This is a genomic window from Arthrobacter sp. StoSoilA2 (genome assembly GCF_019977195.1).
Taxonomy (GTDB): Bacteria; Actinomycetota; Actinomycetes; order Actinomycetales; family Micrococcaceae; genus Arthrobacter.
This window is the reverse complement of the sequence record NZ_AP024643.1, coordinates 4593003-4619820: the sequence shown is the minus strand read 5'-3', so window position 1 is coordinate 4619820 and position 26818 is coordinate 4593003. Positions and strand designations below refer to the sequence as shown.

28 protein-coding genes are annotated in these 26818 nt (G+C 62.0%); 18 read left to right on the top strand and 10 right to left on the bottom strand.

From position 1 onward, the window contains the following. Positions 1-80 precede the first annotated feature (80 nt). On the bottom strand, positions 81-650 hold the full coding sequence (locus LDN82_RS21095) for a YdeI/OmpD-associated family protein (protein ID WP_224165733.1): 570 nt from the start codon (positions 648-650) through the stop codon (positions 81-83). Between the two features lie 197 nt (positions 651-847). On the opposite strand from LDN82_RS21095, the gene LDN82_RS21090 reads away from it, so the two are divergent. From LDN82_RS21090 to LDN82_RS21065, 6 genes are all read left to right on the top strand, one after another. Beyond that, complete coding sequence (locus LDN82_RS21090) at positions 848-2329, top strand: fumarylacetoacetate hydrolase family protein (protein WP_224167591.1); 1482 nt, start codon at positions 848-850, stop codon at positions 2327-2329. Further along, the gene (locus LDN82_RS21085; RefSeq protein ID WP_224165732.1) at positions 2322-2990 is read left to right on the top strand and encodes a GntR family transcriptional regulator; all 669 of its coding nucleotides are present in this window, start codon (positions 2322-2324) and stop codon (positions 2988-2990) included. The genes LDN82_RS21090 and LDN82_RS21085 overlap by 8 nt, the downstream gene beginning before the upstream one ends. Positions 2991-3076: 86 nt before the next feature. Beyond that, positions 3077-4591, top strand: coding sequence for a 5-carboxymethyl-2-hydroxymuconate semialdehyde dehydrogenase (gene hpaE / locus LDN82_RS21080; protein WP_224093157.1), 1515 nt, complete (start codon positions 3077-3079; stop codon positions 4589-4591). A gap of 106 nt (positions 4592-4697) precedes the next feature. Then, positions 4698-5795, top strand: coding sequence for a 3,4-dihydroxyphenylacetate 2,3-dioxygenase (gene hpaD / locus LDN82_RS21075; protein ID WP_224165731.1), 1098 nt, complete (start codon positions 4698-4700; stop codon positions 5793-5795). Positions 5796-5798: 3 nt separating this feature from the next. Then, a complete protein-coding gene (gene hpaH, locus LDN82_RS21070) occupies positions 5799-6584 on the top strand; it encodes a 2-oxo-hept-4-ene-1,7-dioate hydratase (RefSeq protein WP_224093159.1) in 786 nt (261 codons plus the stop codon). Then, positions 6569-7372, top strand: coding sequence for an HpcH/HpaI aldolase/citrate lyase family protein (locus LDN82_RS21065; protein WP_224165730.1), 804 nt, complete (start codon positions 6569-6571; stop codon positions 7370-7372). The genes hpaH and LDN82_RS21065 overlap by 16 nt, the downstream gene beginning before the upstream one ends. Here the strand turns inward: LDN82_RS21065 and LDN82_RS21060 are convergent. Both LDN82_RS21060 and LDN82_RS21055 read right to left on the bottom strand, forming a co-directional pair. Then, positions 7366-7770, bottom strand: a complete 405-nt coding sequence (locus LDN82_RS21060) for a nuclear transport factor 2 family protein (protein ID WP_224093161.1) — start codon at positions 7768-7770, stop codon at positions 7366-7368. The two genes, LDN82_RS21065 and LDN82_RS21060, sit on opposite strands and share 7 nt — an antisense overlap. A gap of 100 nt (positions 7771-7870) precedes the next feature. After that, positions 7871-8410 carry a hypothetical protein gene (locus LDN82_RS21055; RefSeq protein WP_224093163.1) on the bottom strand — a complete coding sequence of 180 codons (540 nt, stop codon included), beginning with the start codon at positions 8408-8410 and terminating at the stop codon, positions 7871-7873. Positions 8411-8648: 238 nt separating this feature from the next. Between LDN82_RS21055 and LDN82_RS21050 the strand changes: the two genes are divergently transcribed. Further along, entirely contained in the window at positions 8649-9893 is a 1245-nt protein-coding gene (locus LDN82_RS21050) for an aspartate transaminase (RefSeq protein WP_224093165.1), read from the top strand. Then, on the top strand, positions 9880-10554 hold the full coding sequence (locus LDN82_RS21045) for a 4-carboxy-4-hydroxy-2-oxoadipate aldolase/oxaloacetate decarboxylase (protein ID WP_224165729.1): 675 nt from the start codon (positions 9880-9882) through the stop codon (positions 10552-10554). Before LDN82_RS21050 ends, LDN82_RS21045 begins: the two co-directional genes overlap by 14 nt. A 178-nt stretch (positions 10555-10732) precedes the next feature. Here the strand turns inward: LDN82_RS21045 and LDN82_RS21040 are convergent, their stop codons facing one another. Beyond that, positions 10733-10954 carry a hypothetical protein gene (locus LDN82_RS21040; protein ID WP_224165728.1) on the bottom strand — a complete coding sequence of 74 codons (222 nt, stop codon included), beginning with the start codon at positions 10952-10954 and terminating at the stop codon, positions 10733-10735. Between the two features lie 124 nt (positions 10955-11078). Further along, positions 11079-12032 (bottom strand): LysR substrate-binding domain-containing protein, encoded by a 954-nt coding sequence (locus tag LDN82_RS21035; RefSeq protein ID WP_224165727.1) that lies wholly within the window; start codon positions 12030-12032, stop codon positions 11079-11081. A 300-nt stretch (positions 12033-12332) separates the two neighbouring features. Here LDN82_RS21035 and LDN82_RS21030 point away from each other — a divergent pair, with 300 nt between their 5' ends. From LDN82_RS21030 to LDN82_RS21010, 5 genes are all read left to right on the top strand, one after another. Beyond that, complete coding sequence (locus LDN82_RS21030; protein ID WP_224165726.1) at positions 12333-13121, top strand: 5-oxoprolinase subunit PxpA; 789 nt, start codon at positions 12333-12335, stop codon at positions 13119-13121. A gap of 1 nt (position 13122) precedes the next feature. After that, complete coding sequence (locus LDN82_RS21025; protein ID WP_224165725.1) at positions 13123-13860, top strand: carboxyltransferase domain-containing protein; 738 nt, start codon at positions 13123-13125, stop codon at positions 13858-13860. Beyond that, positions 13857-14870, top strand: coding sequence for a biotin-dependent carboxyltransferase family protein (locus tag LDN82_RS21020; RefSeq protein WP_224165724.1), 1014 nt, complete (start codon positions 13857-13859; stop codon positions 14868-14870). Before LDN82_RS21025 ends, LDN82_RS21020 begins: the two co-directional genes overlap by 4 nt. A 56-nt stretch (positions 14871-14926) precedes the next feature. After that, positions 14927-16267, top strand: coding sequence for an MFS transporter (locus LDN82_RS21015; RefSeq protein WP_224165723.1), 1341 nt, complete (start codon positions 14927-14929; stop codon positions 16265-16267). An 82-nt stretch (positions 16268-16349) separates the two neighbouring features. Then, positions 16350-17099: an SDR family oxidoreductase gene (locus LDN82_RS21010; RefSeq protein ID WP_224093172.1), complete on the top strand. Its 750-nt coding sequence runs from the start codon at positions 16350-16352 to the stop codon at positions 17097-17099. 270 nt (positions 17100-17369) lie between these two features. Here the strand turns inward: LDN82_RS21010 and LDN82_RS21005 are convergent, their stop codons facing one another. From LDN82_RS21005 to purB, 4 genes are all read right to left on the bottom strand, one after another. Then, positions 17370-17804, bottom strand: coding sequence for a hotdog domain-containing protein (locus LDN82_RS21005; RefSeq protein WP_224093181.1), 435 nt, complete (start codon positions 17802-17804; stop codon positions 17370-17372). A gap of 75 nt (positions 17805-17879) precedes the next feature. After that, positions 17880-18383 (bottom strand): GNAT family N-acetyltransferase, encoded by a 504-nt coding sequence (locus LDN82_RS21000; RefSeq protein ID WP_224093183.1) that lies wholly within the window; start codon positions 18381-18383, stop codon positions 17880-17882. 181 nt (positions 18384-18564) lie between these two features. Then, the gene (locus LDN82_RS20995; RefSeq protein WP_216926240.1) at positions 18565-19221 is read right to left on the bottom strand and encodes a histidine phosphatase family protein; all 657 of its coding nucleotides are present in this window, start codon (positions 19219-19221) and stop codon (positions 18565-18567) included. Positions 19222-19505: 284 nt separating this feature from the next. Continuing rightward, positions 19506-20912: an adenylosuccinate lyase gene (gene purB, locus LDN82_RS20990; RefSeq protein WP_224165722.1), complete on the bottom strand. Its 1407-nt coding sequence runs from the start codon at positions 20910-20912 to the stop codon at positions 19506-19508. Between the two features lie 166 nt (positions 20913-21078). On the opposite strand from purB, the gene LDN82_RS20985 reads away from it, so the two are divergent. Further along, the gene (locus tag LDN82_RS20985) at positions 21079-21390 is read left to right on the top strand and encodes a hypothetical protein (protein ID WP_224093189.1); all 312 of its coding nucleotides are present in this window, start codon (positions 21079-21081) and stop codon (positions 21388-21390) included. Continuing rightward, entirely contained in the window at positions 21390-22730 is a 1341-nt protein-coding gene (locus LDN82_RS20980; RefSeq protein WP_224165721.1) for a hypothetical protein, read from the top strand. Before LDN82_RS20985 ends, LDN82_RS20980 begins: the two co-directional genes overlap by 1 nt. A 62-nt stretch (positions 22731-22792) precedes the next feature. Here LDN82_RS20980 and LDN82_RS20975 read toward each other — a convergent pair whose 3' ends face one another. Then, positions 22793-23221: a phage holin family protein gene (locus LDN82_RS20975; protein ID WP_224165720.1), complete on the bottom strand. Its 429-nt coding sequence runs from the start codon at positions 23219-23221 to the stop codon at positions 22793-22795. 125 nt (positions 23222-23346) lie between these two features. Between LDN82_RS20975 and LDN82_RS20970 the strand changes: the two genes are divergently transcribed. The 3 genes from LDN82_RS20970 to LDN82_RS20960 all read left to right on the top strand — a co-directional run bounded on the left by LDN82_RS20970 (position 23347) and on the right by LDN82_RS20960 (position 26788). After that, positions 23347-24465, top strand: a complete 1119-nt coding sequence (locus LDN82_RS20970) for a histidinol-phosphate transaminase (protein ID WP_224165719.1) — start codon at positions 23347-23349, stop codon at positions 24463-24465. Positions 24466-24614: 149 nt separating this feature from the next. Then, positions 24615-25808, top strand: a complete 1194-nt coding sequence (gene pdhA, locus LDN82_RS20965; protein ID WP_224093203.1) for a pyruvate dehydrogenase (acetyl-transferring) E1 component subunit alpha — start codon at positions 24615-24617, stop codon at positions 25806-25808. Next, on the top strand, positions 25808-26788 hold the full coding sequence (locus tag LDN82_RS20960) for an alpha-ketoacid dehydrogenase subunit beta (RefSeq protein ID WP_224165718.1): 981 nt from the start codon (positions 25808-25810) through the stop codon (positions 26786-26788). The genes pdhA and LDN82_RS20960 overlap by 1 nt, the downstream gene beginning before the upstream one ends. Positions 26789-26818 lie beyond the last annotated feature (30 nt).

The following is a 26818-nucleotide window of genomic DNA, read 5'->3' as shown; positions in this document are numbered from 1 at the left end:
GTCCATGCAGGGGATGCACGCATTTCTTGATGGATGATTTGGCAGGCCGCCTCGTCATATGCGCGCCGATCCAGCAGAAATTACGCTTCCCCCATCAGCTTCCCAAGGCAACGTGCCATTGCCTTGGCTCGTGAGTCCGCCGTGCGGGCCTTGAGCAACTGCAGGATGATGAGGTAACGCTGCGTCTTCCCGAGGCTTTCGAATGCTTCGCGGGCTGCTGGGTTGCTGGCCAAGGCGGCCGCGAGGTCTTCCGGAACCTCCGCGTTGGCCTGGGAAACGTAGGCAGCTTCCCAGCGGCCATCAGCCTTTGCGGCGTCGATTTCAGCCAATCCCGCAGGATGCATGCGACCGGATTCGATCAACGCCTCCGCCTTGCCGACGTTCACTTGTGACCATGAGCTTCGCGGCCGGCGCCGCGAATATCGCTGCAGGAAAGTCGAGTCGTCGTTGCCTTGGCGCTGCCCGTCGATCCAACCGAAACACAGGGCGCCGTCCAGGGCCTCCCCAATGCTGAGTAGTTGGGCACCGGCGTTCTTCTTGCCGATCACGAGCCAGGCTTCGGCCCTTTGTTCGTAGTTCGCGGCGAGCCAGGACTCCCATTCGGAACCGTTGGCGAACCTGAGCAACTGGAGGTCGTTCTTTTCCGGCACGTACTTCCTTCCCTGCTTTGGGGATCAAAACAACCACTATGTCCGGATGAATGCGTTTGGGAAAGGGGGTTGACGGCTTGCGCTTCAAAGGTAATAGTTATCGTATACGATTTCGTACTTGATGGATGTTCGAGCAGATATTTACAAGAGGAGGCGCCGTGACACTGGAGTTTCGGACCGGGGAAGTCAACCAGGACATGCTGGCCCGTACGCGCAAAGTCATTGCCGTCCACATCAACTACCCCAGCCGTGCAGCGCAGCGCGGGCGTACTCCCGGGCAGCCGTCGTACTTCCTGAAGCCGTCCACGTCTCTGGCGCTCGGCTCCGCTGATGCTCCCGGCACTGTTGAACGTCCGGTCGGCTGCGAACTGCTTGGATACGAGGGCGAGATTGCGTTGGTCATCGGCAAGTCTGCACGCCGCGTTGGCCTCGAGGACGCCTGGAGCCACGTCGAGTGGGTGACCGCCTCCAACGATCTGGGTGTCTACGATCTTCGCTACGCAGACAAGGGCTCCAACGTCCGGTCCAAGGGCGGCGACGGGTTCACGCCCGTGGGTCCCGCGCTGATCCCCGCCGACGCGGTCGATCCCGCGGCCCTGCGGATCCGCACCTGGCACAACGGCGACCTCGTCCAGGACGACACCACCGAAGACCTGCTCTTCCCGTTCACCCAACTCGTCGCGGACCTCTCCCAGCTGCTCACGCTCGAAGAGGGCGACATCATCCTCACCGGCACCCCGGCCGGGGCTTCGGTGGCCAAGCCGGGTGACGTCGTCGAGGTTGAGGTCAGTGGCGGTAGCTTCACCAGCGGCCGCCTGACCACCAAAGTAACGGAAGGTACGACGCCGTTCGCGGACTTTGGTGCCAAGCCCAAGACTGATGACACCCAGCGGGAAGAGGCATACGGATCCCGTGAAGCTGCGGGGCTCCCTGCTGACGTCTCCGTCCTGACGCCCGAGCTGAAGGCGAAGCTGGAAAGCGTCGCAACGGCCACGCTTTCTTCGCAGCTCCGCAAGCGCGGACTGAACAACGTAAGCATCGACGGCCTGCAGGCCACCCGCCCGGACCGCAAAGTAGTGGGCCTCGCGCGGACCCTGCGCTATGTGCCCAACCGTGAGGATCTGTTCAAGACCCACGGCGGCGGATTCAATGCACAGAAACGCGCGATTGATTCCGTGAATGAAGGCGAAATCCTCGTGATGGAGGCCCGCGGGGAGAAGGGCACCGGCACAGTTGGCGACATCCTCGCGCTGCGTGCCCAGGTCCGTGGAGCCGCTGCGATCATCACCGACGGTGGGGTCCGCGACTACTCAGCAGTGGCCGAGCTGGAGATGCCAACGTATTTCGCGAATCCGCATCCAGCAGTCCTGGGTCGCCGGCACATTCCTTGGGATACGGACATCACCATTGCCTGCGGCGGAGCCACGGTGCAGCCCGGCGACATCATCGTTGCCGATTCGGACGGCATCCTGGTGATCCCGCCAGCCATCGCCGAGGAACTTGTGGATGACTGCATCGAGCAGGAAAAGGAAGAGGCTTTCATCTTCCAGATGGTCAAGGAAGGCAACAGCGTGGATGGGCTTTACCCGATGAACAAGGAATGGCAGGCACGCTACGAGAAATGGGTTGCAACGGACTGGCAGAGCCGGCAAGTCCCGGAAGGAGCCCAAGGTGACTGAAACCGCCGTCGAAAGCGCCGCTGCCCAAAGCAAGTCGCAACAGGCGTATGACGCCGTCAAGGCCAGGATCGTGGAAGGCATCTACACGCCGGGTTACCGGCTGGTGCTGGCGAAGATTGCCGAGGATCTGGGCTTCAGTGTGGTCCCCGTGCGGGAAGCGATCCGCCGTTTGGAAGCCGAAGGCCTGGTGAAGTTCGAGCGGAACGTTGGCGCCACCGTCTCCGGAATTGATCCCACCGAGTACCTGTACACCATGCAGACCCTAAGCATCGTGGAGGGTGCGGCCACCGCGTTGTCCGCACCGTTGATTGATTCCGTTGCGATCGCCCGGGCCCGCGCCGTGAACGAGGAAATGCGGGAATGCCTGGAGCACTTCGATCCGGTTCGTTTCACTGCTTTGAACCAGGACTTCCACAGTGTCTTGTTTGAGCACTGCCCCAATCCGCACATCCTGGACCTGGTACATCGTGGATGGAACCGGCTGGCCTCCCTGAGGTCCTCCACGTTTCGCTTCGTTCCCGGCCGCGCCCAGGAATCGGTGCGCGAACACGAGGCGCTGCTCCAGCTCATCGAAACAGGAGCGGACGCAGACACGATCGAAAAAGCAGCCCGACGACACCGCGCCGCCACCCTCGACGCATACCTGGCCACCACCAACTAAAAGCAACCCGGGGTCACTTACGGCCCATAAACGCACCGCACATGGGCCATAAGTGACCCCGCGTCGGATGAAAGAGGAAGACAACGATGACGACCCCTGTAGAAACAACAGCAAAGCATTACGTACCCGAGAACCTGCCCACGCACATCCAGCACTTCATCAACGGTGAGTTCGTTGACTCGGTGTCGGGCAAGACCTTCGATGTCCTGGACCCGGTGTCCAACCAGAACTACGCCACTGCTGCGGCTGGTCAGAAGGAAGACATCGACCTTGCCGTCGCCGCCGCGCGCGAAGCGTTCGTCAACGGTCCGTGGCCGAGGATGAAGCCGCGCGAACGTGCCCGTGTGCTGAACAGGATCGCCGACGCCGTGGAGGCCCAGGAAGAGCGCCTCGCGGAGCTGGAGACGTTTGATACGGGCCTGCCGATCACGCAGGCGAAGGGCCAGGCGTTGCGTTCAGCCGAGAACTTCCGCTTCTTCGCGGACCTGATCGTGGCACAGTTCGACGACGCCATGAAGGTCCCCGGCTCGCAGATCAACTATGTGAACCGCAAGCCGATCGGCGTCGCCGGCCTGATCACCCCGTGGAACACTCCGTTCATGCTCGAGTCCTGGAAACTCGCCCCGGCCCTGGCCACCGGCAACACCGTTGTGTTGAAGCCTGCCGAGTTCACGCCTTTGTCCGCGTCTCTGTGGGCCACCATTTTCAAGGACGCGGGCCTGCCCGATGGCGTGTTCAACCTGGTCAACGGCCTGGGCGAAGAAGCCGGTGACGCCCTGGTGAAGCACCCGGACGTACCGCTGATCTCCTTCACGGGCGAGACCACCACGGGACAGACGATCTTCCGCAACGCCGCAGCAAACCTCAAGGGCCTGTCCATGGAGCTCGGGGGTAAGTCCCCGTGCGTCGTCTTTGCTGACGCCGACCTGGACGCTGCCATCGACTCCGCCTTGTTCGGTGTGTTCTCCCTCAACGGCGAACGCTGCACGGCCGGCTCCCGCATCCTCGTCGAACGGGCCATCTACGACGAATTCTGCGAAAAGTACGCCGCCCGTGCCAAGAACATCGTGGTGGGTGACCCGCACGATCCCAAGACCCAGGTCGGCGCGCTGGTCCACCCGGAGCACTACGAAAAGGTGGCCTCGTACGTGGAGATCGGCAAGTCCGAAGGTCGGCTCCTGGCCGGCGGCGGACGACCCGACCACCTGCCCGAAGGCAACTACATCGCACCCACGGTGTTTGCCGACGTCGCGCCTGATGCGCGGATCTTCCAGGAGGAGATCTTCGGTCCCGTCGTGGCCATCACGCCGTTCGAGAACGACGACGAAGCCCTCGCCTTGGCGAACAACACGAAGTACGGCCTGGCGGCCTACATCTGGACGCAGAACCTGACCCGGGCCCACAACTTCTCGCAGAACGTGGAAGCCGGCATGGTGTGGCTGAACAGCCACAACGTCCGCGACCTCCGTACCCCGTTCGGTGGCGTCAAAGCTTCGGGACTGGGCCACGAGGGCGGCTACCGCTCGATCGATTTCTATACCGACCAGCAGGCTGTGCACATCACGCTCGGCTCCGTTCATACGCCCAAGTTCGGCGCCTAGTACCCAACTAGGTCGCAATAGTGCGCGTTTTGAACGCTCAAAACGTGCATCTACTGCGACTCAGTTGGGTCCCCACAACCACCCCTTTCAACGAAGAGAGACCATCATGAGCAACCCCTTCACCGGCCCCATCCCCACACCGTCAGTCCCGGCTCCGGACATCGTCCGCTGCGCCTACCTCGAACTCGTGGTCACGGACCTCGCCAAGTCCCGCGCGTTCTACGTCGACCTGCTCGGCCTGCACGTCACCGAGGAAGACGAGAACGCCATCTACCTGCGCTCCTTCGAGGAGTTCATCCACCACAACCTGGTCCTCCGCAAGGGCCCGGTTGCCGCTGCTGCTGCCTTCGCGTACCGCGTGAAGTCCCCGGCCGAGGTGGACGCCGCCGAAGCGTACTACCGCGAACTCGGTTGCCGGGTGGAGCGCCGCAAGGAAGGCTTCACCAAAGGCGTTGGCGACTCCGTCCGCGTGGAGGACCCGCTGGGCTTCCCGTACGAGTTCTTCTACGACGTTGAGCACGTGGAGCGCCTCACCCAGCGCTACGACCTCTACTCCGCCGGCGAACTGGTCCGCCTGGACCACTTCAACCAGGTCACCCCGGACGTCCCGCGCGGCCGCAAGTACCTCGAAGACCTCGGCTTCCGTGTCTCGGAAGACATCAAGGACTCCGACGGCGTCACTTACGCCGCGTGGATGCACCGGAAGCAGACCGTGCACGACACTGCGTTGACGGGCGGCAACGGCCCCCGCCTGCACCACATCGCGTTCTCCACGCACGAGAAGCACAACATCATCCAGATCTGCGACAAGATGGGCGCCCTGCGCATCTCCGACCGCATCGAACGTGGACCCGGACGCCACGGCGTGTCCAACGCGTTCTACCTCTACATCCTGGACCCGGACGGTCACCGTGTGGAGATCTACACCCAGGACTACTACACCGGTGATCCGGACAACCCCACCGTCACCTGGGACGTCCATGACAACCAGCGCCGCGACTGGTGGGGCAACCCCGTCGTCCCGTCCTGGTACACCGAAGCCTCCCTGGTCCTGGACCTGGACGGCAAACCCCAGCCCGTCATCGAACGCGAAGAGAAATCCGAAATGGCTGTCACGGTCGGCGCCGACGGCTTCTCCTACACCCGGCCGGAAGGCGCGGCCGGTGAGGCCGCTGAAGGCTTCAAGCTGGGGGCGCAGGTCTAAACCATGATGGACGCGAAGACGATCGAAGCAATTGCCGACGAACTGCTCGAAGCCGGCCGGAACCGCAAGCCGGTTGCGCGCCTCACCGCCCGCTACCCTGACATGACGGTCGAGGATTCCTACGCCGTTCAACAGCTGTGGCGTCGACGGAACGAGGAAGCCGGTCGCACGTTGGTGGGGCGGAAGATCGGCCTCACGTCCAAAGCCATGCAGGCAGCCACAGGCATCACCGAACCGGATTACGGGGCGATCTTCGATGACATGGTGCTGGAAACCGGCTGCTCCGTGCAATGGGACCAGTACACGCACCCCCGGGTGGAGGTGGAGCTCGCCTTCGTGCTGAAGGACGGGCTCAAAGGGCCTGGTTGCACGATTTTCGATGTCCTCAATGCCACCGACTACGTGGTTCCGGCCCTCGAAATCCTGGACTCCAGGATCGAAATGGAGGGCCGGACCATCGTGGACACCATCTCGGACAATGCAGCTATGGGGGCCATGGTGATAGGTGGCCGACCAGTGCGTCCCGACGCCGTCGATCTCCGCTGGGTCTCTGCGATTCTCTACAAAAACCAGACCGTGGAAGAGACCGGAGTAGCCGCCGGAGTGCTGGATCATCCCGCCAACGGGGTGCACTGGCTGGCCAACAAAATCGCCGCGCACGGGGACTCAATGAAGGCCGGAGATATTATTCTTGCGGGCTCGTTTACCCGGCCCTTGTGGGTGTACAAAGGTGATACCGTGCACGCGGACTACGGACCGTTGGGAGTCGTGACATGCAATTTCGACTGAGCCCCACCTTCTATTCGGCCCTCTCAGAGGCTGGCCGTCCGTTGGCTGGCATGTGGGTTTGTTCCGGTAGCCCATTGGTGGCTGAGGTGTGTGCGGGATCCGGGCTGGACTGGCTGTTGATCGACGCCGAGCACAGTCCCAATGGCCTCGAATCGATTCTTGCGCAACTCCATGCCGTGAGTGGCTACCCCGTGCAGGCCATGGTCCGGCCGCCGGTCAACGACACCGTGGTCATCAAGCAATACCTTGACCTCGGAGTGCAGAATCTCCTGATTCCCATGGTGAATTCTGCGTTCGAAGCCGCTTCCGCAGTGGCAGCCGTCCGCTATCCGCCGCTGGGTGTACGTGGTGTGGGTTCTGCTTTGGCCAGGGCGTCACGCTGGAACCGTGTTCCCGACTACCTTGCTGCTGCTTCAGAATCGATCAGCCTCACAGTTCAGATTGAATCCGAGGCAGCGGCTTCGGCTGTGGAGGAAATCCTGTCTGTCGACGGCGTGGACGGCATCTTCCTTGGCCCCTCGGACCTCGCGGCCTCCATGGGTTTGCTGGGACAGCAGGAAAATCCCTTGGTGAGGGCCGTCGTCGAGCATTGCCTCGAAGCCGCCAAAGCGGCCGGCAAACCAGCCGGCGTCAATGCCTTCAATGAGTCCACCGCCCGCGCCTATCTCGACGCCGGTGCCTCCTTTGTGCTGGTGGGCGCCGATGTTGCTGTTCTGGCCCGCGCCTCGGAAGGGTTCGCCTCGACGTTCATTCCTGTGTCCGAAACGGCGGAGCGCGACAGCTACTGAGCCACTTCCCCGGTTGTACTGTCGGGCTCGGTGTCCGGCGTTGATTCCTTCCTGGCCATGTACCACTCGGTGAATTCGCGCGCACGACCATCCTGGGCAAAGCGGATGACCCAAAGGTTGTCGTAGGTAGGCTCGCCGTTGAGGTAGGTGGTCACGGCCTGGACGAAAGCCGTGTCACCATCCTGGCCAAGGAGCGTCCACTCGAAGGTCCAATCATCGGGCGTGTCGCCGGCGTCCAACCATGCTTTCACGATTTCTTCATGGCCGTTCCACGGTGATTCAGTGTTCGGCTTGTCGTAGTAGATGGCGTCCTCAGTGAACAATGCCCGGATGTCATCGGGCTCATTCGAGGTCCACGCGCGGATATATTGGCTCATCCAGGAGTTCACGTCGGTCATGCCTCCGTTCTACCCTCCACGACTCGTGGGTTCAACGATGGGCGCTTAGGTTCCGTCCCAGTTAGCCGGGCCGGCAGTGGGACTCCGACGGAGCGTCGCGCTACGCCGACCGCGCAAGGCCCCGGGATGCCCGTCGGATGTGGTCAGGAGTGAGCGCGGTCAACGAGGCGAGTTCGAGGTCATCGAAAACCTGGGTGCGGAGAGCCATGACGATCAGGGCCTCGCGTGCCTCCGTGATCCCGTCACGATGTAGTCCAGCTGCTTTCAACTCGTCACTCTTGGCCTTCAACCTGGCCACGTGCGCATCGCGGGGGACTCCGCTCGCGTGGAGGTCGTCATAAGCCAAACCGATGGTCCGGACAGTCCGCAGGTTCTCCCCGGTGACTGCGGCAACTGTGGTCAAGGTCAGCCCGTCTTCCAAGGCTTGGGCGATCATGTCGTTCCGCGCCGCGGTCAGGGTCCTGATGGCGCTGGAAGCATGGGACAGGAGCTGGCGATGCGCTGCAAGTGCATGGGCGAGCCTGGCGCGCTCACCTTTGGCCGCTGCATGAGACGGGGCTTCTGACCGTGACGCCTTGGCCCGGTAGGTGTAGCGGCCGGTAGCTGACCGGGCTTGAACGGAAACGGTTGCGGCTCGCATGGGCTCCTTTCCGACGAGTGGCGAACACTTCTGAGCTATGAATCTAGGCATCCTTCAGCCGCGGGAGGAAATACCAATACCGCGTGAACCCATAAGCAAAGTGCATGGAAGCGCGTCATAAGAGTCCCTTATTGATCCACGCACATTAGGTCTTATCCACAGCGCCCGCGGATCCCTAGTCTCGAAAAAGGGGATGCGCGAATCCGCGCGTCCTGAGTTCCACATTCCTGGAGGAGACATGTCCGACTACGTGCCGGCGTCGAGGGTCACCCGCATCAAGACCTCAGCGAGCGTCGCCGCCGCCGCCCGGGTCCGCGAACTGAAAGCTGAAGGCATCCCGATCATCGACCTGACCGTCGGCGAACCGGACTTCGATACCCCGGAGCACATCAAGGCTGCCGCCATCGAAGCGATCAACGCCGGCGAGACCAAGTACACCTCGGTGACCGGTACGCCCGAGCTGCAGACCGCGATCCTCCGCAAGATCGAGAACTACACCGGGCATCACTATGAGCCCAATCAGCTGACCATCGGCGGCGGTGCCAAGCAGGTTCTCTACGTTGCCCTGATGGCCTCGCTCAACGAAGGCGACGAAGTGATCGTCCCCGCGCCGTACTGGGTTTCCTACCCTGATATGGTCCTCGCCAACGACGGCACGCCTGTGATCGTCCCTTGCGGCGAAGACAAAGACTTCAAGCTGACACCGGCTGCCCTGGAACAGGCCATCACCCCCAAGACCAAATGGCTCATCCTCAACGCGCCATCCAACCCGACCGGCGCCGTTTACTCACGCGAGGAACTGCGGGCACTGGGGGCGGTCCTTGAGGAGCACCCGCACGTCTTCATTCTCACCGACGAGATCTACGACGAAATCCACTTCGGCGATGGCCGCGTCACCAGCCTGGTCACCGCCGCACCGGCGCTCAAGGACCGCATCCTGCTGGTCAATGGAGTCTCCAAGGCGTATGCCATGACTGGCTGGCGACTCGGCTACGGTGTGGGTCCGGCGCCCTTGATCGCGGCAATGAACAAGCTGCAATCGCAGACATCCTCGTGCCCCTCGTCCATCAGCCAGGCTGCCGCAGCAGCGGCGCTGAACGGCGACCAGTCCTTCGTCCGCGACAGCGTGGAGGTGTATCGCAAGCGCCGGGACGCCGCCGTCGAAGGTCTCAACGCCATCAACGGACTGTCCGTCGCTCCAGCGGAAGGCGCCTTCTACGCGTACGTGAACTGCAGCGGCGTTATCGGCAAAACCGCACCCGATGGCAAGGTCATCGAGAACGACCAGGACTTCACGCTCTACCTGCTGGACGCGGCCCGCGTGGCCGTCATCCAGGGCTCGGCCTACGGCTTGGGCCCTTACTTCCGGATCTCCTTCGCCACCTCGCTGGAGACCATCAACGCCGGCGTGGACTCAATCCGCGACGCCGTCAACGCCCTGTCCCAGGCCCCACAGAAAGATCCCTCAAATGATCCACGTTAAGACCAAGTTCGAGCGCCCTGATGCCGACGTCGTCAGCCGCCTCGCTGCCTTTTCCTCAGCGACCATCCATGAAGCACAGGGCCGCCGCGGCGCGTTGAGTTCCAGGATCAAACCGATCGACCGTTCCATGTCTTTCTGCGGCCCGGCCGTTACTGTCGCTTGTGCGCCGCAGGACAACCTCATGCTTCAGGTCGCCATCCACTACGCCCAGGCAGGCGACGTCGTCCTGGTGGGGGCGCAGGAAATGACCGAGGCCGGCACGTTCGGCGACGTCCTGGGCAACGCCATGAAGGCCAAGGGCATCGCCGCGATGGTCACCGATTCCGGCGTGCGCGACACCCAGGACCTGATCGAACTCGGCCTGCCCGTGTTCTCCGGCAGCGTCAGCATCAAGGGCACAGTCAAGGAAACCCTCGGCCCGATCAACCACCCCATCGTCTTCGGCGACGAAATCATCTACCCCGGCGACATCCTCCGCGGTGACGCCGACGGCGTGGTGGTTATCCGTCGTGAGGAGGCCGAGGAAGTCATTGCACTGTCCCAGGCCCGCGACGACCACGAGCGCGAACTCATCAAGCTGTACCACGACGGCGGCAACACCATCGAGCTCTGCGGCCTGACAGAGAAGCTCAAGGAGAAGGGCCTCCTGGTCGAAGACTAACCGTCCGCACAGGGCCGGTCGCGCGTCTTGGAAGGCGTTGCGGCCGGCCCTTTGGTGTGCACTCTTTTGGGCATGATAAAGGCGCCTTGCCAGTGGCAGGGCGCCTTAAGGTGCTACGGCTTTTGTTGATGTACGACGGCGGCTGGCCGGGTTTCGCGGGAAGCCTGGGACGGATGGGTCAGTCAAGTCCGGAGTGTCCGGGGCGGGTGTCCACGAGGTGCCATTCGATGCTGCTGCCGGCGTGGGCGGGCATCAGGCTTCCTTCGAAGACGAACAATGGTTCACCAATGCCACCGATCGGACGCCAAAAACCATTCCGTGGGCAGTGAAATCCGGTTCGTGCGCTCATCGTTCCGCGGGTTGGATTGGAAACCCATCCGGCCGTGCTGATCTTTTTCACCGTTTATTCCTTTGAACTTGCCCGCGGAATCCGTGAGCTGCTTTCGAATTTCTTGCTAATTCGATAGTAGGAAATTAAAACGGCATTGAATAAGACCAAAGCTGACTGTCCGGATAAGGCTTTGTTATGGATGGGCCGGTAGCTGCACGGGGTCGGTTCCGTACTTGTTGATCAGTTGTTGGTGCAGCATCTCCTTGACCACCAGCAGCACAGCGGAGGCAGCCTCGGAGAGTGGCTCGTGGTCGGGTGTGCAGAGGGCGATCTTGCTCTGCAGGCCAGGCTCGATGATGCGCAACACCTTGAAATCCTGGTCCGGGAAGAGGGCATCGGCAGCGGATTTGGGTAGGACAGTGCCGCCCAGGTTCGCTCGGATAAGCCGGATCAGCGAAGGGACAGACTCCACTTCCCCCACCAGGCGGAGCGGCAGGTCCTGGTCGGCCAGGCCCTTCTCAATGAGCTGCCGCAGCGTGTGGTTCTTCTCGGGAAGGAACAGTCCCACCGTGCTCGCTTCCGCGAGCGTGATGGTGTCCTTGCCGTCTTTGCCGAGGGCGAGGTCCACGTCCGGGTGGACCACCAGGTGAAGGTCTTCCACGATCATGGTGGTGAACTGAACCCCTCGGATCTTCCCGGGCTCGTAGATGAGGGCCATGTCGAGGCGGCCGTTCTTGATGGCTTCGCTCAACACGCCGCCGAAAATCTCTGTCAGGTGGACCACGATATCCGGGTAACGCCGTCCCACTTCCCTGATGATCTGGGGCGTCAGGCTGGAAGCCATGCTGTAGGGCGCGATCGCGATGGAGACCCTGCCGGAGGGTGCAGCTCCGGAGGTGGCAACGTCCTGCCGGGCCTGCTCAACCAGGCGCAGGATCGACTGGGCATGGCGGTATAGCGTATGCCCGGCTGCGGTCGGCTCAACACCTTGCTTGCTCCGGATCAGGAGCCGCTGCTTGAGGTCGTTCTCCAGTGCGGATACTTGCTGGCTGAGAGCAGGCTGGGCAACGTGCAGGGCGGCGGCGGCCTTGGTAATGCTTCCCGAATCAACGATCTGCACGAAGTATGAAAGCTTTCGTGTGTCCATGATCTGCCTTCCTAGAGAGCCACGTCCCCGGGTGGCATGCCATAAGGAAATTCTATCCGGGGCAGCACTGGGACCCCTGCCACAGTACAGGGTGGTGCAGGTCATAACGGAGAGCTATCACGGGATAGCTATTAGGTCTTTGTGCAACATGGTTGACCGGTGCGAGACTTTTGGAAAGAACTTCAGGCAACGCTTTGGAATCCATAAGCGTCAGACATTTACCGGGAATTCAACTAATCCTCGAGCAGATTATTTATGCCCTTCCCGGACTTGAATGCAAAACCACGGAAAGAGAACCACGTGAACCCGACAATTGATCTTGTAGCGGATCTTGGGGAGGGATTCGGCGCCTACACCATTGGCGACGATTCCGAGCTCCTGGAGATCGTCACAAGCGCCAATATCGCATGCGGGTTCCACGCCGGTGATCCCGACATCATGGCCTCCACTGTTGCTGAATGCGTTCGCCGCGGCGTAGGCATCGGCGCCCACCCGAGCTTCCCGGACCTGCGTGGCTTTGGTCGCCGTGACATGGGCCTGAGTGCTCAGGAAGTACAGAACGATGTGCTCTACCAGCTCGGCGCCCTGAACGGCTTTGCCGCCTTCCAAGGCACCAAGGTCACCCACATTGCTCCTCACGGCCGGCTGGGCAACCTCGTGGCCGTCCGCGCCGACTATGCACAGGCCGTGGCGGAAGCCGCTGCCTCTGTGGACAACGAGCTCATCGTGGTGGCGCAGGAAGGCGAACTGGCCAGGGCAGCGCGCAACGCGGGACTGGACGTGGCAATCGTTGGCATCGTGGACCGTGGCTATCAGGAAGACGGCACGTTGGTTCCCCGGAGCCAGACGGGCGCCGTCTTGCACGAACCGGCAGAGATCGTGGAGCGGACCCTGCGCATGGTTGTCGAAGGCAAGATCCGCTGCGCCAACGGCGTGGACATGGATATCGATGTCGACACCGTCCTCCTCCACGGCGATAACCCCGGTGCGGTGGAACTTGCCCGTCTGATCCGCTCGGAGCTCGTCTCCGCCGGCGTGCGCGTCACCCCGCTGGCCGAGGTCATGGACGCCAAGAGGAAGGCGGCCTGACATGTCCGTACTCTCAACGGCTCCGACCGAGATCTACGAATCCGGAGACTCCGCACTGCGCGTCGTGGCGATCTCGGAGGCCAGCGAAGACAACTGGCTGACCGTCCACAGCTTGGCCGACTGGCTGGAAAGCTGCGGCGCCGAGGGCCTTCACGGTGCGGTTCCTACGTACGACTCCGTGCTGGTTGAGTTCGATCCCATCCTGGTTTCCGCCCGCCAGGTTCGCGCGTTCGTCAGGCTCGGGCTCCTGGAGATCGCCCACGCGGGCGGGTCGCAGAGGGCGCCCCGGGAGTTCGATGTACCTGTGGTTTACGGCGGCGAATACGGCCCGGATTTGGTGCGTGTTGCTGAGCACCAGGGCATCCCAGTGGACGAGGTCATCCGCCTCCACACCGAAAAGACCTACACAGTCCGCTGCCTGGGTGCGCCTGCGGGCTCGCCCATGATGGACGGGCCCATGTTCCCCAAGCCCGTCCCGCGTTTGAAGGATCCCCGGCTCAGCGTGCCTGCGGGGGCCGTGGCGGTGGCCGGGCGCCAGGCAGTTATCGCGCCTGCTGTTGCCCCGGGCGGCTGGTGCGTCATCGGCCAGACCCCGTTGTCCGTACTGAATATCCGGCGCGAACCGCTGGTCCCGTACAAGCCAGGCGACATCCTCAGGTTCCGCCAGATCCGCGCGGAGGACTTCCACACCTTCGCTGGGGTGGAATTGGAGCCACTGGAGTTGGAGGGGCAGCCATGAGCGGGGCAATCCTGATCCAGCAGCCGGGCAACTCCGTGGTCACCGACCTCGGCAGGACCCGCGGACCGCGTTTCGGGCTTCCGGTCAACGGCGCCCTGGACCAGTACTCGGCCCGGGCCGCCAATATCCTGGCCGGCAATCCGGACAACGATCCCCTGATGGAGATCACGGCCCTTGATTTTCGGATGAAGGCCGACGCCGACATCCTGATCGCCGTCACCGGTGCCCCGCTCACGCTCACGGTCGGTGGACGACCGTGCAGTCAGTGGGAACCGGTCTCGGTGCGTTCCGGAGAAGCGGTGTCCATCCGCGGAATCCACCGCGGGCTCCGCGCCTACCTGGCTATCCACGGCTCGCTGGAAGCCGAAACTCTGCTAGGCAGCTGCGCACCGGACACCGTGGTGGGATTCGGACTTCAGCTTCGGGAAGGAACCACGCTCCCCACCCGTAGGAGTGTTGGCCCGGTACGCCAGCCGTACTTTGACCTTCCACTCTTCAGGCTGGGCCTTGAACGGCCAAGCATGGGAACAGATCTGTTGGTCGATGTGACCGATGGGCCGGATGTCGCCGAATTTGGCGAATCCGGTGAACTGCTCTTCACCTCGGAATACGCCGTCAGTGGCCGCAGCAACCACATCGGCCTGCGGCTCGGCGGAGAACTTCCGGAAAGAACTTCCAGCGGTGAGGTGCTGTCCCGCGGAGTGCCAGTGGGCGCCGTCGAGGTTCCCTCACGGGAAGAGTTGCTGGTACTGCACCGGGGAAGAGGCGTCACCGCCGGGTATCCCGTACTTGCAGTAGTAACCAGCACCGGACTGGATGTCCTGGCCCAAGCAAGGCCAGGGGACAAAGTCCGTTTTCGGAAAACCACAGTGGCAGAAGCAACTGCCGCCCACAGGCGCTCGCGGGCCCAACTGGAAACCCTCCGCGAATCCGTCAACACCGTCTTCGGACTTCTCGGTATCGGATGCCGACCCCAGTGGCAGGACCTACCAGTTGCGGCATGCAGCTAAAAACCCTGTCGTCATACCAGTAGGCGTTGCTACGCTCATCTCAGTAAGGAAAAGTCATGACCGCAAGCACCAACGCTGCGCCAGCGCAGCATGAGCGGCTCACGGGCCGCCAAACCCGCAAGGTTGTCACCGCAGGTTGTGTTGGCATCTTCGTGGAACTCTACGACAACGGCATTTTCGCCTTCATGGCGGGAACGCTGGCCCTGGTCTTCCTGGCCCCCGGCAACCCGGACAATGCACTGCTCTTCGTGTTTGCCGGTTACGCGGTCTCGTTCTTCGTTCGACCCCTCGGCGCTGTTGTTTGTGGCTACCTCGGAGACCGGATCGGCAGGCAAAAGCTACTGGTCTTTGTGATTCTCCTGATCAGTGTTGCCACGGCAGGCATCGGGCTCTTGCCGCCATATGCGGCCATTGGCATTGCCGCGCCGATCCTGCTGGTGCTCCTGCGTATGCTGCAGGGCTTCTCCGTTGGTGGCGAAGCTGCCGGCGCCATGACCTTCCTTGCCGAGCACGCCCCTGAAGGCAAGCGCGGTGTCATCACGTCATACGCCCAGATCGCCTCCTTCGCAGCGCTGCTTACCGGTACGCTCGTGGCGTTCTCCATGTCGCCGTGGCTCACCCAGGCAGCGATCGACGGCGGTGGCTTCGGTTCCTTCGCATGGCGCATCCCGTTCCTCGTTGCCATCCCCATGGGCATCATCGGCTGGTACATCCGCAAGGCCATCGCCGATACCCCCAACTTCGTAAAGCTCAAGGAAGAGGGCGGACTCTCCAAGAACCCGCTGAAGGAAGCCTTCAAATCCGCCGAGCACCGCCGTGCCATGCTCCTGGCCCTCTTCATTCCGCTCATGAACGGCTCCGGCTACTACGTCCTCTTCTCCTACATGCCCACGTTCCTCAAGGGCAAGCAGCTGAACTTCTCTATCGGCCAAGCCCTTCTGGTCACTGCCTGCAGCCTGGTGGTCATCTGTATTGCCATCCCCTTCATGGGTGCCCTCTCGGACCGTGTTGGACGCAAGAAGGTCATCGCCGGATCCGCAATAGCCATGGCTGTCCTCGGCATCCCCTCCTACGCCCTCATTGCAACCGGTGAAATGGGCCTCGCAATCCTCGGCGCCTGCATCATGGCAGTCGTTTTCGCTGGCCACACCGCCGTCATCCACATCCTCATCGTTGAACTGTTCCCCACCCGGGTCCGCTACTCCGCTTACGGCCTTGGCTACAACATCTCCTCTGCGCTGTTCGGCGGCACGGCTCCGTTGCTCATGACCTGGCTGATTTCATCCACGGGGAACATCTACATGCCGGCCTTCTACGCAGTGATCACGGCCTTGGGCACGCTGATCGCCGTCAGCACCGTCAAGGACCGCGCCCACGAACCGCTGCGCGACGCCTAGCCATCACTGACCTCCGGCTCTTACGTCCGGCCACGTGGCTGGATGTAAGAGCCCCTACCAATCCCCACCTTTTGGAGGACCAATGTCTTTTTCCGACTACACCACCGCCCTCGTCACCGGAGCTTCGACCGGTATGGGTGCAGCCATCGCTGAACGCCTCGCCAAGCGCGGCCTGACTGTCCACGCCGTGGCCCGCAACGAGGAACGCCTTGCGGAACTGGCCGACCGCACTGGAGCAGTCCCGCATGTGGTGGACCTGACCGACACCACCGCGCTGGCCGCTGTCGTGAGTGGACTCAAGGTGGACGTCCTGGTGAACTGCGCCGGAGTGTCCCGGCCGGGCAACATCCTGGACTCGTCCGAAGAGGACATCGACGAGCTCGTGGACGTGAACCTCCGCGGCCTGCTGCAGCTCACGCGCCTGGTCCTGCCCGGTATGGTGGAGCGCGATCTCGGCCACGTCATCAACATCAGCTCGATTGCCGGCGTCTACAACTTCTACGGCCACACCGTCTATCACGCCACGAAGGCGGCCGTGCACCAAATCTCCCGCCAACTCCGAAACGACACCGTGGGTAAGCGGATCCGCGTTACCGAGATCTGCCCGGGACGGGTGGAAACCGAGATCTTCGGGCGCAACATGGGCGGTACGCCCGAGGCAATGGAAGAAGCCTGGAAGACCTACTACGAGGGCTATGAGTCGCTGACCACCGACGACATCGTCAATGCCCTGGATTACGCGATCGAAACGCCGCGCCACGTCAACGTGGGCATGCTTGAGCTCATGCCGACGTTCCAGGTGCCCGGCGGGCTGACGTTCGACCGGCGCTGATTTTCTGAATCAGGCGCCCCATAGGTTCCGGTGACACTCACTCCCGTCACCGGAAAACATAGGCTGGCGGCCGCATTCCCGCGGCCGCCAGCACCCGTTAACGCGGACGATCCGACGTTCCTGCCCACTTACTGGATACTCCATCCCGCAGACCTAACGGGGTTCCGCGGGATTCCAAGGCGAACTTGGGCCTGGACAGGTGGCATTCAGGGCTCCGGGGGAGCTAACTGGGCGGGAGCCCTGGGTCGGGTGCGCGCACGACGCCGGGGTTCAGTCCTCGTGCAGGGTCTCCGTGAGGTGGTGCGTGGGGATGCGGTCGCGATCGTATGTGATTTCCGTGTAGCCGTGCGGCTGCGGGCGGCCATCAGCGCCCATGTTCACGAACACGATTTCCTCGATGGTCAGGATGCTCTGCCGGGTGATCATGTTCCGGACCTCGGCGCGCATGGTCAAGGACGTGCGCCCGAAGCGTTTGGCCGTCAGTCCCATTTCGATGAGGTCGCCCTGAACGGCTGAGCTCACGAAGTTGATTTCGGAGATGTACTTGGTGACCGCGCGGCCATTGCCCAACTGGAGGATGGCGTAGATCGCTGCCTCTTCATCGATCCACTTCAGCAGGCTTCCACCGAAGAGTGTGCCGTTGGCATTGAGGTCCTCGGGCCGCACCCATTTACGCGTGCGGAAGGTGATGTCTGCTTTTTCCATTTTCCGAGATTATCCGACTACCGCAGTGTGTGCTTGATGTTGCGCGACGCTTGGTTGCTGCCGGGGCTCAGGTGTTTACGCCATCGCGGTGTGGGAAGCGCTGTGGGAGTTGATCCGCTTGGAGTAGCAGTAAGACCCATTTACGCCGATATACGGTCCAAAATTGGGAACTTCGGCGAATCCGGCGCTTACATAGAAGCTTCGTCCATCAGACTGCGCTGATCCCGCCTCAGCTGCGATGACGCTGAATCCGTGTGAGTGGGCCTGTGCTTCGAGTGCGGCGAGGATGGAGCTTGCAACTCCTGATCCGCGTGCGTAGGGAACCACGTACAGTCGCTTGATTTCAGCTGTCTTCTCGTCCAACATCCTCAGGCCGCCGCATCCGAGCGGCTGTCCGGAGCATTTCTCGTAAGCCACAACAAAAACGGCCGTGTCAGCTTCCGAGGGCGGGGGACCGGGCTCGTGATCCGTGGTTCCGAACCGGGCGTCCAGTTCGGCCTGTTGCGCGGCGCGGAGGTCAGCGCCTACCGGGTTCGCCCAGGTGACCTGCCGGATATTGAGCCGGGGGTTGGTCTGCATCGATGCCTCATTTCGCTTGGTTTCGCTGAGGTGTTTATGCGTCTTAAGCCTAGGAAGCTGTGGTTACCGCCGTGTTTCCTGCGCGTAAGCTTCGGGAGAATTGCTGAATTTCCTGCGTTGCGGGGCCTGCTCTGCGCCTTCCCGTGGGAATTTGGCGCGCAGAACAGGCCTCACAACATGCTTAGAGCGCCTCGCCTGTTGGGTCCTCGGCCGTCTGGTCTGCCAATGCCAGGCCACCCACTGGAATCTGGTCCCAATGCAGGACCCGCCACCCTGATTCCGGATCACCTTCGAGTGCCACGATTCCGGTATTGGGCAATTGATGGGTCTCAGCGAAGAGGGTGTCGATATCCTCTGCCCTGCGGCCGGCCCAACAGCGGATGGCGGCGCCGTGGCTGACGATGGCGGCGGTCGAATGTCCTGCGGCCGCAACCTTTTCCACGGAGGCATCGAAGCGGGCAAAGAAGTCATGGCCGTTGAAAGCGCCCGGCATGCGAACGTCGAGGTCGCCGTCAGACCAAGCGAACACCGTGCTCATGTACCGCATATGCGATTCATGATCCGTCTTCTTCTCCAAGGCTCCTGCCTCAATCTCATGGACGCCGTCCAGGATTTCCGGTTCCAGTCCCGTTGCGGCGGCAAGTGGTATCACCGTCCGCTGGGTCCGGAGCAGGGTGGAAGTGTAGAGGGCCTGAATGGACTCGTCCGCTAGAGCCTCCGGGAGCGCTTCCGCTTGCCGCTCGCCGAGTTCCGTCAATCCCGGGCCGGGAAAGGCAGTATCCAGTTGACCCGCCACGTTGCCGGGGGTCTGTCCGTGCCTGATCAGTAGGAGCTTCATGGGTGCTCCGCTCCTTACGTCGTTGCTGTCTTGGCCATGCGTTCCTGCCCGGTGCGTTCCTGCTCGGTGCGTTCCTGCCCAGTTGCTTCAAGCCAATCAGCGGCTAACGCAAGCGAACGCCCCGACACGCCGTTTCTCCGCACATGGAAGGGCATGCCCCGGTGACAAAGCGGGCGGGAACGCGCCGGGTGCCCACTAGTTTAAACGCCGACGGCGGGCCTGTTTAAACGCCGACGGCGGGCCTGGGCATCCCGCCCCGGCCCGCCGTCGTCCAGCGTTTGTTGCTACTTCAGGTGGTCCACCAATTTGTCAGCGATGCCGGTGTACTTGCCCGGGGTGAGGGCGAGCAGGCGGGCTTCGGCGTCGGCGGACAGGCCGAGCCCTTGCACGAACTCCTGCATCCTGGCGCCGTCCACGCGCTGCCCCCGGGTGAGATCCTTCAGGCGCTCGTAGGGGTTTTCCATGCCTTCCACACCGGCAATGGCCTCTGCACGCATAACCATTTGGATGGCTTCGCCCAGGACCTCCCAGTTGGTGTCGAGGTCACCCGCAAGGACTTCCTCGGCCACGTCCAGGGCCTTGAGGCCCTTGGCGACATTGGAGATTGCCAGCAGGGAGTGACCAAAGGCGACGCCGATGTTGCGTTGTGAGGAGGAGTCCGTGAGGTCGCGCTGCCAGCGTGAAGTAACCAGCGTTGCGCCCAGAGTGTCCAGCAGGCCGTTGGAGATCTCCAGGTTGGCCTCGGCGTTTTCGAAGCGGATCGGATTGACCTTGTGCGGCATCGTGGAGGACCCGGTGGCACCAGCAACAGGAATCTGCCGGAAGTATCCGATGGAGATATAGCTCCAGATGTCCGTGCAGACATTGTGCAGGATGCGGTTGAAGCGGGCAATATCGGCGTAGAGCTCCGCCTGCCAATCGTGGCTTTCGATCTGCGTGGTGAGCGGGTTCCAGGTGAGGCCCAGTCCTTCGACGAAGGTCCTGGCAACAGCTTCCCAGTCGGCACTCGGGACGGAAGCAACGTGTGCCGCGTATGTGCCGGTGGCACCGTTGATCTTGCCGAGGTATTCGGTCTTGGCGATCCGTGCCAGCTGGCGGTTCAGGCGGTGCGCGATGACAGCCAGTTCCTTGCCGAGTGTGGTGGGCGTGGCGGGCTGGCCATGTGTGCGGGACAGCATGGGCACGGAGCGGTTGGCTTCGGCCATGGCCTCAATCTGCTGGACCAGTGCGGTGGCGTTGGGGAGCCAGACATTCTCTACGGCGCCCTTGATACCAACGGCGTACGAGAGGTTGTTGATGTCCTCCGACGTGCAGCCGAAGTGGACCATGGCTGTCAGGTTTTCGATGCCAATCGCGGGCAGTCGGCGGCCGATGTAGTACTCCACTGCCTTGACGTCGTGGACAGTGACGGCCTCGATCTCGGCGAGTTCGTCGACCGATGCGGCGTTGAATTCGGTGACGATGGCACGGAGCTGCGAAACCTGCTCGTCCGTCAGGGGACCCGCGCCAGGCAGCACAGACTGGCTGGTCAGGTGGATCAGCCACTCAACCTCAACGTGAACGCGATCGCGGTTCAATGCGGCCTCGGACAAGTAGTCAACGAGGGGCGCGACGGCGGCACGGTACCGGCCATCGAGGGCGCCAAGAGCGAGGGGTTCGGAAGCGAGGGACACGCGAGGGGATTCAGCCATGGTGCCTATTCTTTCATGTTCCGTGGAGGCGCCCGAGTTGATGACTGCGCTATGTGGACAGCCGTGCGCGTTATCCACATAGCCGACGGCGGCACTTCCGCCCGGTTTCCGGGCTCCGTAGCGTCATACCTACCGATCAGCAGAACAATCAATGGAGTACACGGACATGAGCGTCGGCCTGATGCCTGCAGCCACCCCACCCACCTTCGATCCCCTGGAGTGTGCCTCGCGCAGCCACGAGGTCCAGAGGCTCGCTTGGCGTATTAAGTCGTGCGTGGACCAGACGGATGCCGTGCTGGCATCCTTGCGGCGGACCCAGTTGGAGGAGTGGCAGTCTCCCGCCGGAAGTGCATACAGGACAACTATTGCCCTTCACGCGTCGGCGTTAATGCGTGCACGGGAATCATTGGAAGTCGCTGCTGCCTCCGTTCTCCGTCATTCCCAGAACGTAGCTGTCTCCGGTGGGAGGGGCAACTGATGGCTGATGTTGCTCCTGTTGGTGCGGGTTCGGCCCCCCAACCTACGGCGCCCGCCCCCGATGGCATCCTGGGCATTCGTGGCGGAGTGGGCGGAATATCCTGCCAGTTGGAAGAGCTCCTGCGTGGAGCGGCACTGCTTGACGAGTTGGTCCAACAGTTGGTTGGTGTGGAAGCGGAAGCCCGCCGGGTGAAGGCAGATTTGGGGTCCTACCTCTTCGACTCGTACGCCTCGGGGTGCGCCGCGATCGATGCGGTGGCCATAAGTGGTCAAGAGGTAGGCAGGGTACGGCAGGAATTGGTTGGTGTCAGCTCGAGTGTGCGGTCCAGCCATCACGATTACGTGCAAACAGAGGTCAAGAATCTGTTCCCGCGGATATTGAGGCTTGATGAGATGAAGATGTCAGGTGCTCCCTGGGTACCTGGCCCGGACATCACGCAAAACGTAGTCACAAGCATCATTCCACCGGGCATGGATGCGGGGGACATCATGCGTGGGCTTCTGCAGTCACCCGTCGTCCCCGGACTGAGGCCGCGCCCGGTGAGCATCGAGAAGATCGACGAGTCGATCGAGCAAGTGGATCCATCCATGGCGCAAAGCATCCGGCGACTCGAGCAACTCCATGCCCGGGGCGATGGAGAGATTGAGATCATTCAGCTCCACCACGATGGCTCGTCCTCGTGGATGGTGTTGATTCCGGGAACACAACCCGAAGCACCAGATACCAATCCTTTCGATATTCCCGGCGTTGGTGAAGCCCTCGGTTATGACTCGGAAGAAGTGGTGCCTGCTATTGGTCAGGCGTTGAGGGAAGCCGGAGCTGAAGCCGGCGAGCAGGTGGTAGCAGTGGGGCATAGCCAAGGAGGGGCACACGCCATGAACCTCAGCCGGAACAAGGCGTTCCTCAGCGAATTCGACCTCAGGTATGTCCTCACAGCTGGAGCTCCTGCTGGCGGCATTAGCTCGGAACCGGGAATTGCTGCGTTGCATCTGGAGCACGTCCAGGACTGGGTCCCGGGTTCGGATGGCCGCGTGAACCCGGATACCAAGGACAGGGTCACGGTCACGCTGAACAATGACGTCAAAACACCCGAGGGGGAGGACCCAGGCCTGGGGCCCGGTCACCGCCTGGAGAACTACGCGGCAGGTGCCGAATTGGTCACGGCGAGTCGGGATGCCTCGCTTGCAGCTTCGACAGCGGCGTTCGCTGGTGTTGTTGGTGTGGGCGGTGCGGCGAAGGTAACGCACTTCAAACTGGAACGGGCACCCTTGCCGGACAAGAGGCCGGGCCTTCGTAACCGCAATCTGCCAGAGACACGATCCGTGGCCGGGGCGCGGTAAGTCCAGCGCGATGGTGGGTGCAGCCCAAACGGTGCCGGGAGCGCGAGCGACGGGAACTGCTTCTAGCGTTTGCGGGCGCCTGGGATGAGTCCGGCAACCAGGCTGATGATGCTGATGATGATTGAGGCAAGGATGGCTGTCCAGAAGAACGAGTCAATGGTGAGGTGCACAGGCGTAAAGCTGCTCAGCCACGCTGTCAGGTACAGCATTGCCGCATTGATGATGATCGTAAACAGGCCCAGGGTCAGGATCGTCACAGGGAGGGACAGAATCTTCACCAGCGGGCGCACGAACGCGTTGACCACTCCAAAAATCAGGCCGATAAAGAGGTAAGCCAAGACGATGCCTGCTGCATCCGCGCCTTGAGTGATCCCCGCGTTGGCTGCCGCCTTTTCAGTGGCGGAGGAGGATATCTCCAGTCCGTCCAACAGCCAGCTGGCGACCCACAGGGCCAGGCCATTGATCAGGACGCGAACTATGAATGAACCCATGCGCCCATGCTTTCACACTCGTCTGTGGCTCGGCTGGGACATTACTAGGAGAAGGAACTTGAGGAGGATGAAGGTTGGGCGGGAGAACACCCAAACGCCGCAGGGGTACAAGTAGGCTTGAATCCATGACTACTACTGACAACGCACCGGAGGGCGTACTCCCTCGACCGGTCGTGGACAGGCTCCCCAAGTACGCGGCTGGTAAACCCCCCGCTGCGATTGAGGGCCTCACCAGCTACAAATTGTCGTCCAATGAAAACCCGCTGCCTCCGATCCCTGCAGTGTTGCAGGCCATCGCAGACCAGACTGACATCAACCGATACCCAGACCCCCTGGCAACCAAATTGCGCAATGCTTTGGCTGGTTTCCTGGACGTCCCCGCTGACGACGTCGTCACCGGTGCAGGAAGCCTCGGCGCACTCAACCAGATTCTTGCCACTTTTGCGGGCCAGAATGATGACGGCAAGTCGGACGAGGTGATCTACGCCTGGCGCTCCTTCGAGGCTTACCCCATTTGTGTGGGCCTTGCCGGGGCGGCCAGCGTGCAGATCCCGTTGCTTCCGGATGGCCGTCACGATCTCGAAACCATGGCCGCAGCGGTGACGGTGCGCACCAAGGTGATCTTGCTCTGCACCCCGAACAACCCCACGGGACCCATCCTCACGGCTGAGGAAACGGAGCGTTTCATCCAGTCGGTGCCACCCAACGTGGTGGTGGTGATCGATGAGGCGTACCAGGAATTCGTCCGCGACCAGGCTGCTGTAGACGGGATCAAGCTCTACCGGAAATACCCCAATGTCGTTGTGCTGAGGACTTTCTCCAAAGCCCACGGGCTGGCGGGACTGCGCGTTGGCTACAGCGTTTCCGGCCCGCAGCTCACCCAGCACCTTCGCGTCACGGCTACACCTTTCGCCGTTTCGCAAATTGCAGAGCGCGCCGCGATTACATCCCTTGAGAATTTCGACCAGGTTGTCGAAAGGGTACAAAGCCTGGTGGACGAGAGAGACCGCGTCACTTCGGGTCTTCGAGATCTCGGATGGTTCGTGCCGGAAGCCCAAGGGAACTTCGTTTGGTTGAACCTGGGTGCGAACAGTGGCGAGTTTGCAGCGTTGGCAGCCGAGCAGGCCTTGTCTGTCCGGGCCTTCGGAAACGAGGGAGTGCGGGTCAGTATCGGCGAAGTGGAAGCCAATACACGGTTCCTGAAACTCTGTGCAGGTTATACAAAGGCTCCGCACAGTTCCTAGCGGTTAACAAATGCGCCTACGCTACTTACTGCCGATAAAGTAAGGACGAAAGCCAAAATATATGCCCATTCCGGAATGCATTCCGGAATGGGCATATATCCCAGCGACAGACATTGCCCGGCACTAGCTGCGGCAAGCAAGGAGACGGAATGGGCTCGACACAACTGCCCCCCGGGACCGATGAAACTCTGGCGGCAACCTCAGCGGCTGTAGCTGCCTCGGGTGAACCCGTAGAGATGGTCCAGTTGCTCGGCCCTGACGGAAAGCTAGGCACCGATCCCGTCTTCTCTGACTATGCCAAGCGGATAGACCCCGAAAAGCTCCGCGTCTTTTATGCCGACATGGCCAGAATCCGCCGGTTTGACCAGGAAGCTACTGCTCTGCAGCGCCAAGGCGAACTCGCACTGTGGGTGCCCCTGACCGGTCAGGAGGCCGCCCAGATAGGCTCGGCCCACGCCAGCCAGCCGCAGGACTACATTTTCCCCACTTATCGTGAACACGGTGTCGCACTGGTGCGAAACGTGGACCTGGCCGAATTGTTGAAGCAGTTCCGCGGAGTCTCCAATGGAGGCTGGGACCCGCGGGGGAACAACTTCCACCTCTACACCCTGGTCCTGGCCGCCCAAACGCTTCACGCCGTGGGCTACGCCATGGGCATCCAGCGGGACCAGAAGCTCGCGGTTGCCGGTGATTCCAATGATCCCAAGGCTGCGGTGATTGCCTACTTCGGTGACGGCGCCAGCTCCGAAGGCGACGTCCACGAATCGATGGTTTTCGCTGCCTCCTACGATGCCCCGGTTGTCTTCTTCTGCCAGAACAATCACTGGGCCATCTCCGTGCCTACGGAAGTCCAGACCAAGGTCCCGTTGGCCAACCGTGCCAAGGGCTACGGTTTCCCGGGAATCCGTGTGGACGGAAACGACGTCATTGCCGTCCACGCCGTCACTGAATGGGCCCTTGAGCATGCCCGTGAAGGCAGGGGCCCGGTGCTCATCGAGGCTTACACCTACCGGGTTGGCGCACACACCACAGCGGACGACCCCACCAAGTACCGCGAACTGGCTGAAGAAGCCGCGTGGCGTGAGAAGGATCCGCTGGAGCGTTTGGAGAAATACCTGCGTACGGAGGGGCTCGCCGATGAGGCCTTCTTCGAGCAGGTGCAGGCCGACGGCGATGAGCTGGCCAAGTATGTCCGCAGCACTACGCATGGCCTTGAGGTGCCGGACATCCGGGATTCCTTCGCCAACGTCTACGCCGAAGCACACCCGCTGATTGCGGAGGAACAGGCGTGGTTCGAAGAATATTCGGCAGGCTTCGAAGCCGACCAGGAGGCAGCTAACTGATGGCAACAATGACCATTGCAAAGGCCATCAACGAAGGTCTCCGCGCATCGCTGAAGAGCAACCCCAAGTCCCTCTTGATGGGCGAGGACATCGGGCACCTCGGTGGTGTTTACCGGGTGACGGACGGCCTGATCAAGGAATTCGGGGCGGACCGGGTCGTCGATAGCCCGCTGGCTGAGTCCGGCATTGTTGGTACCGCTATTGGGCTCGCTTTGCGTGGCTACTTTCCGGTGTGCGAGATCCAGTTTGATGGCTTCGTCTATCCGGCTTTCAACCAGATCACCACGCAGTTGGCCAAGATCCATGCCCGCAGCCATGGCCGCCTGACTGTTCCTGTGGTTATTCGGATCCCGTACGGTGGCGGCATCGGTTCCATCGAGCATCACTCCGAATCCCCGGAAGCGTTGTTCGCCCACACCGCCGGCCTCCGTATCATTTCGCCGTCCAACGCGCACGATGCTTATTGGATGATCCAGAAGGCTATTGAGTGCCAGGACCCCGTGATCTTCTTCGAGCCCAAGCGCCGCTACTGGCTCAAAGGCGAGGTGGATGTTGAGAATGCCGGTCTATCAGAAGACCCGTTCAAAGCGCACGTGGTCCGTGAAGGTACGGACGCCACGATTGTGGCTTACGGGCCGTTGGTTCCGGTTGCCCTTGCTGCAGCAAACGCCGCAATTGAGGATGGACGCAGCATCGAGGTCATCGACCTCCGTTCCATCTCGCCTGTGGATTTCGACACCGTTGAGGAGTCGGTCAAGAAGACCGGCCGGCTGATCGTCGCCCACGAAGCACCCACGTTCGGTGGCATCGGCGGAGAAATCGCCGCCCGGATCAGCGAACGGGCGTTCCTGCACCTTGAAGCCCCTGTGATCCGCGTTGGCGGTTTCCACATGCCGTATCCCGTGGCCAAGGTTGAAGAGGACTACTTGCCGGATATCGACAAGATCCTCGAAGCGCTCGACCGCTCCCTGGCTTACTAAACCGCCCTGATCCAGTCCGGCTCCACAGCC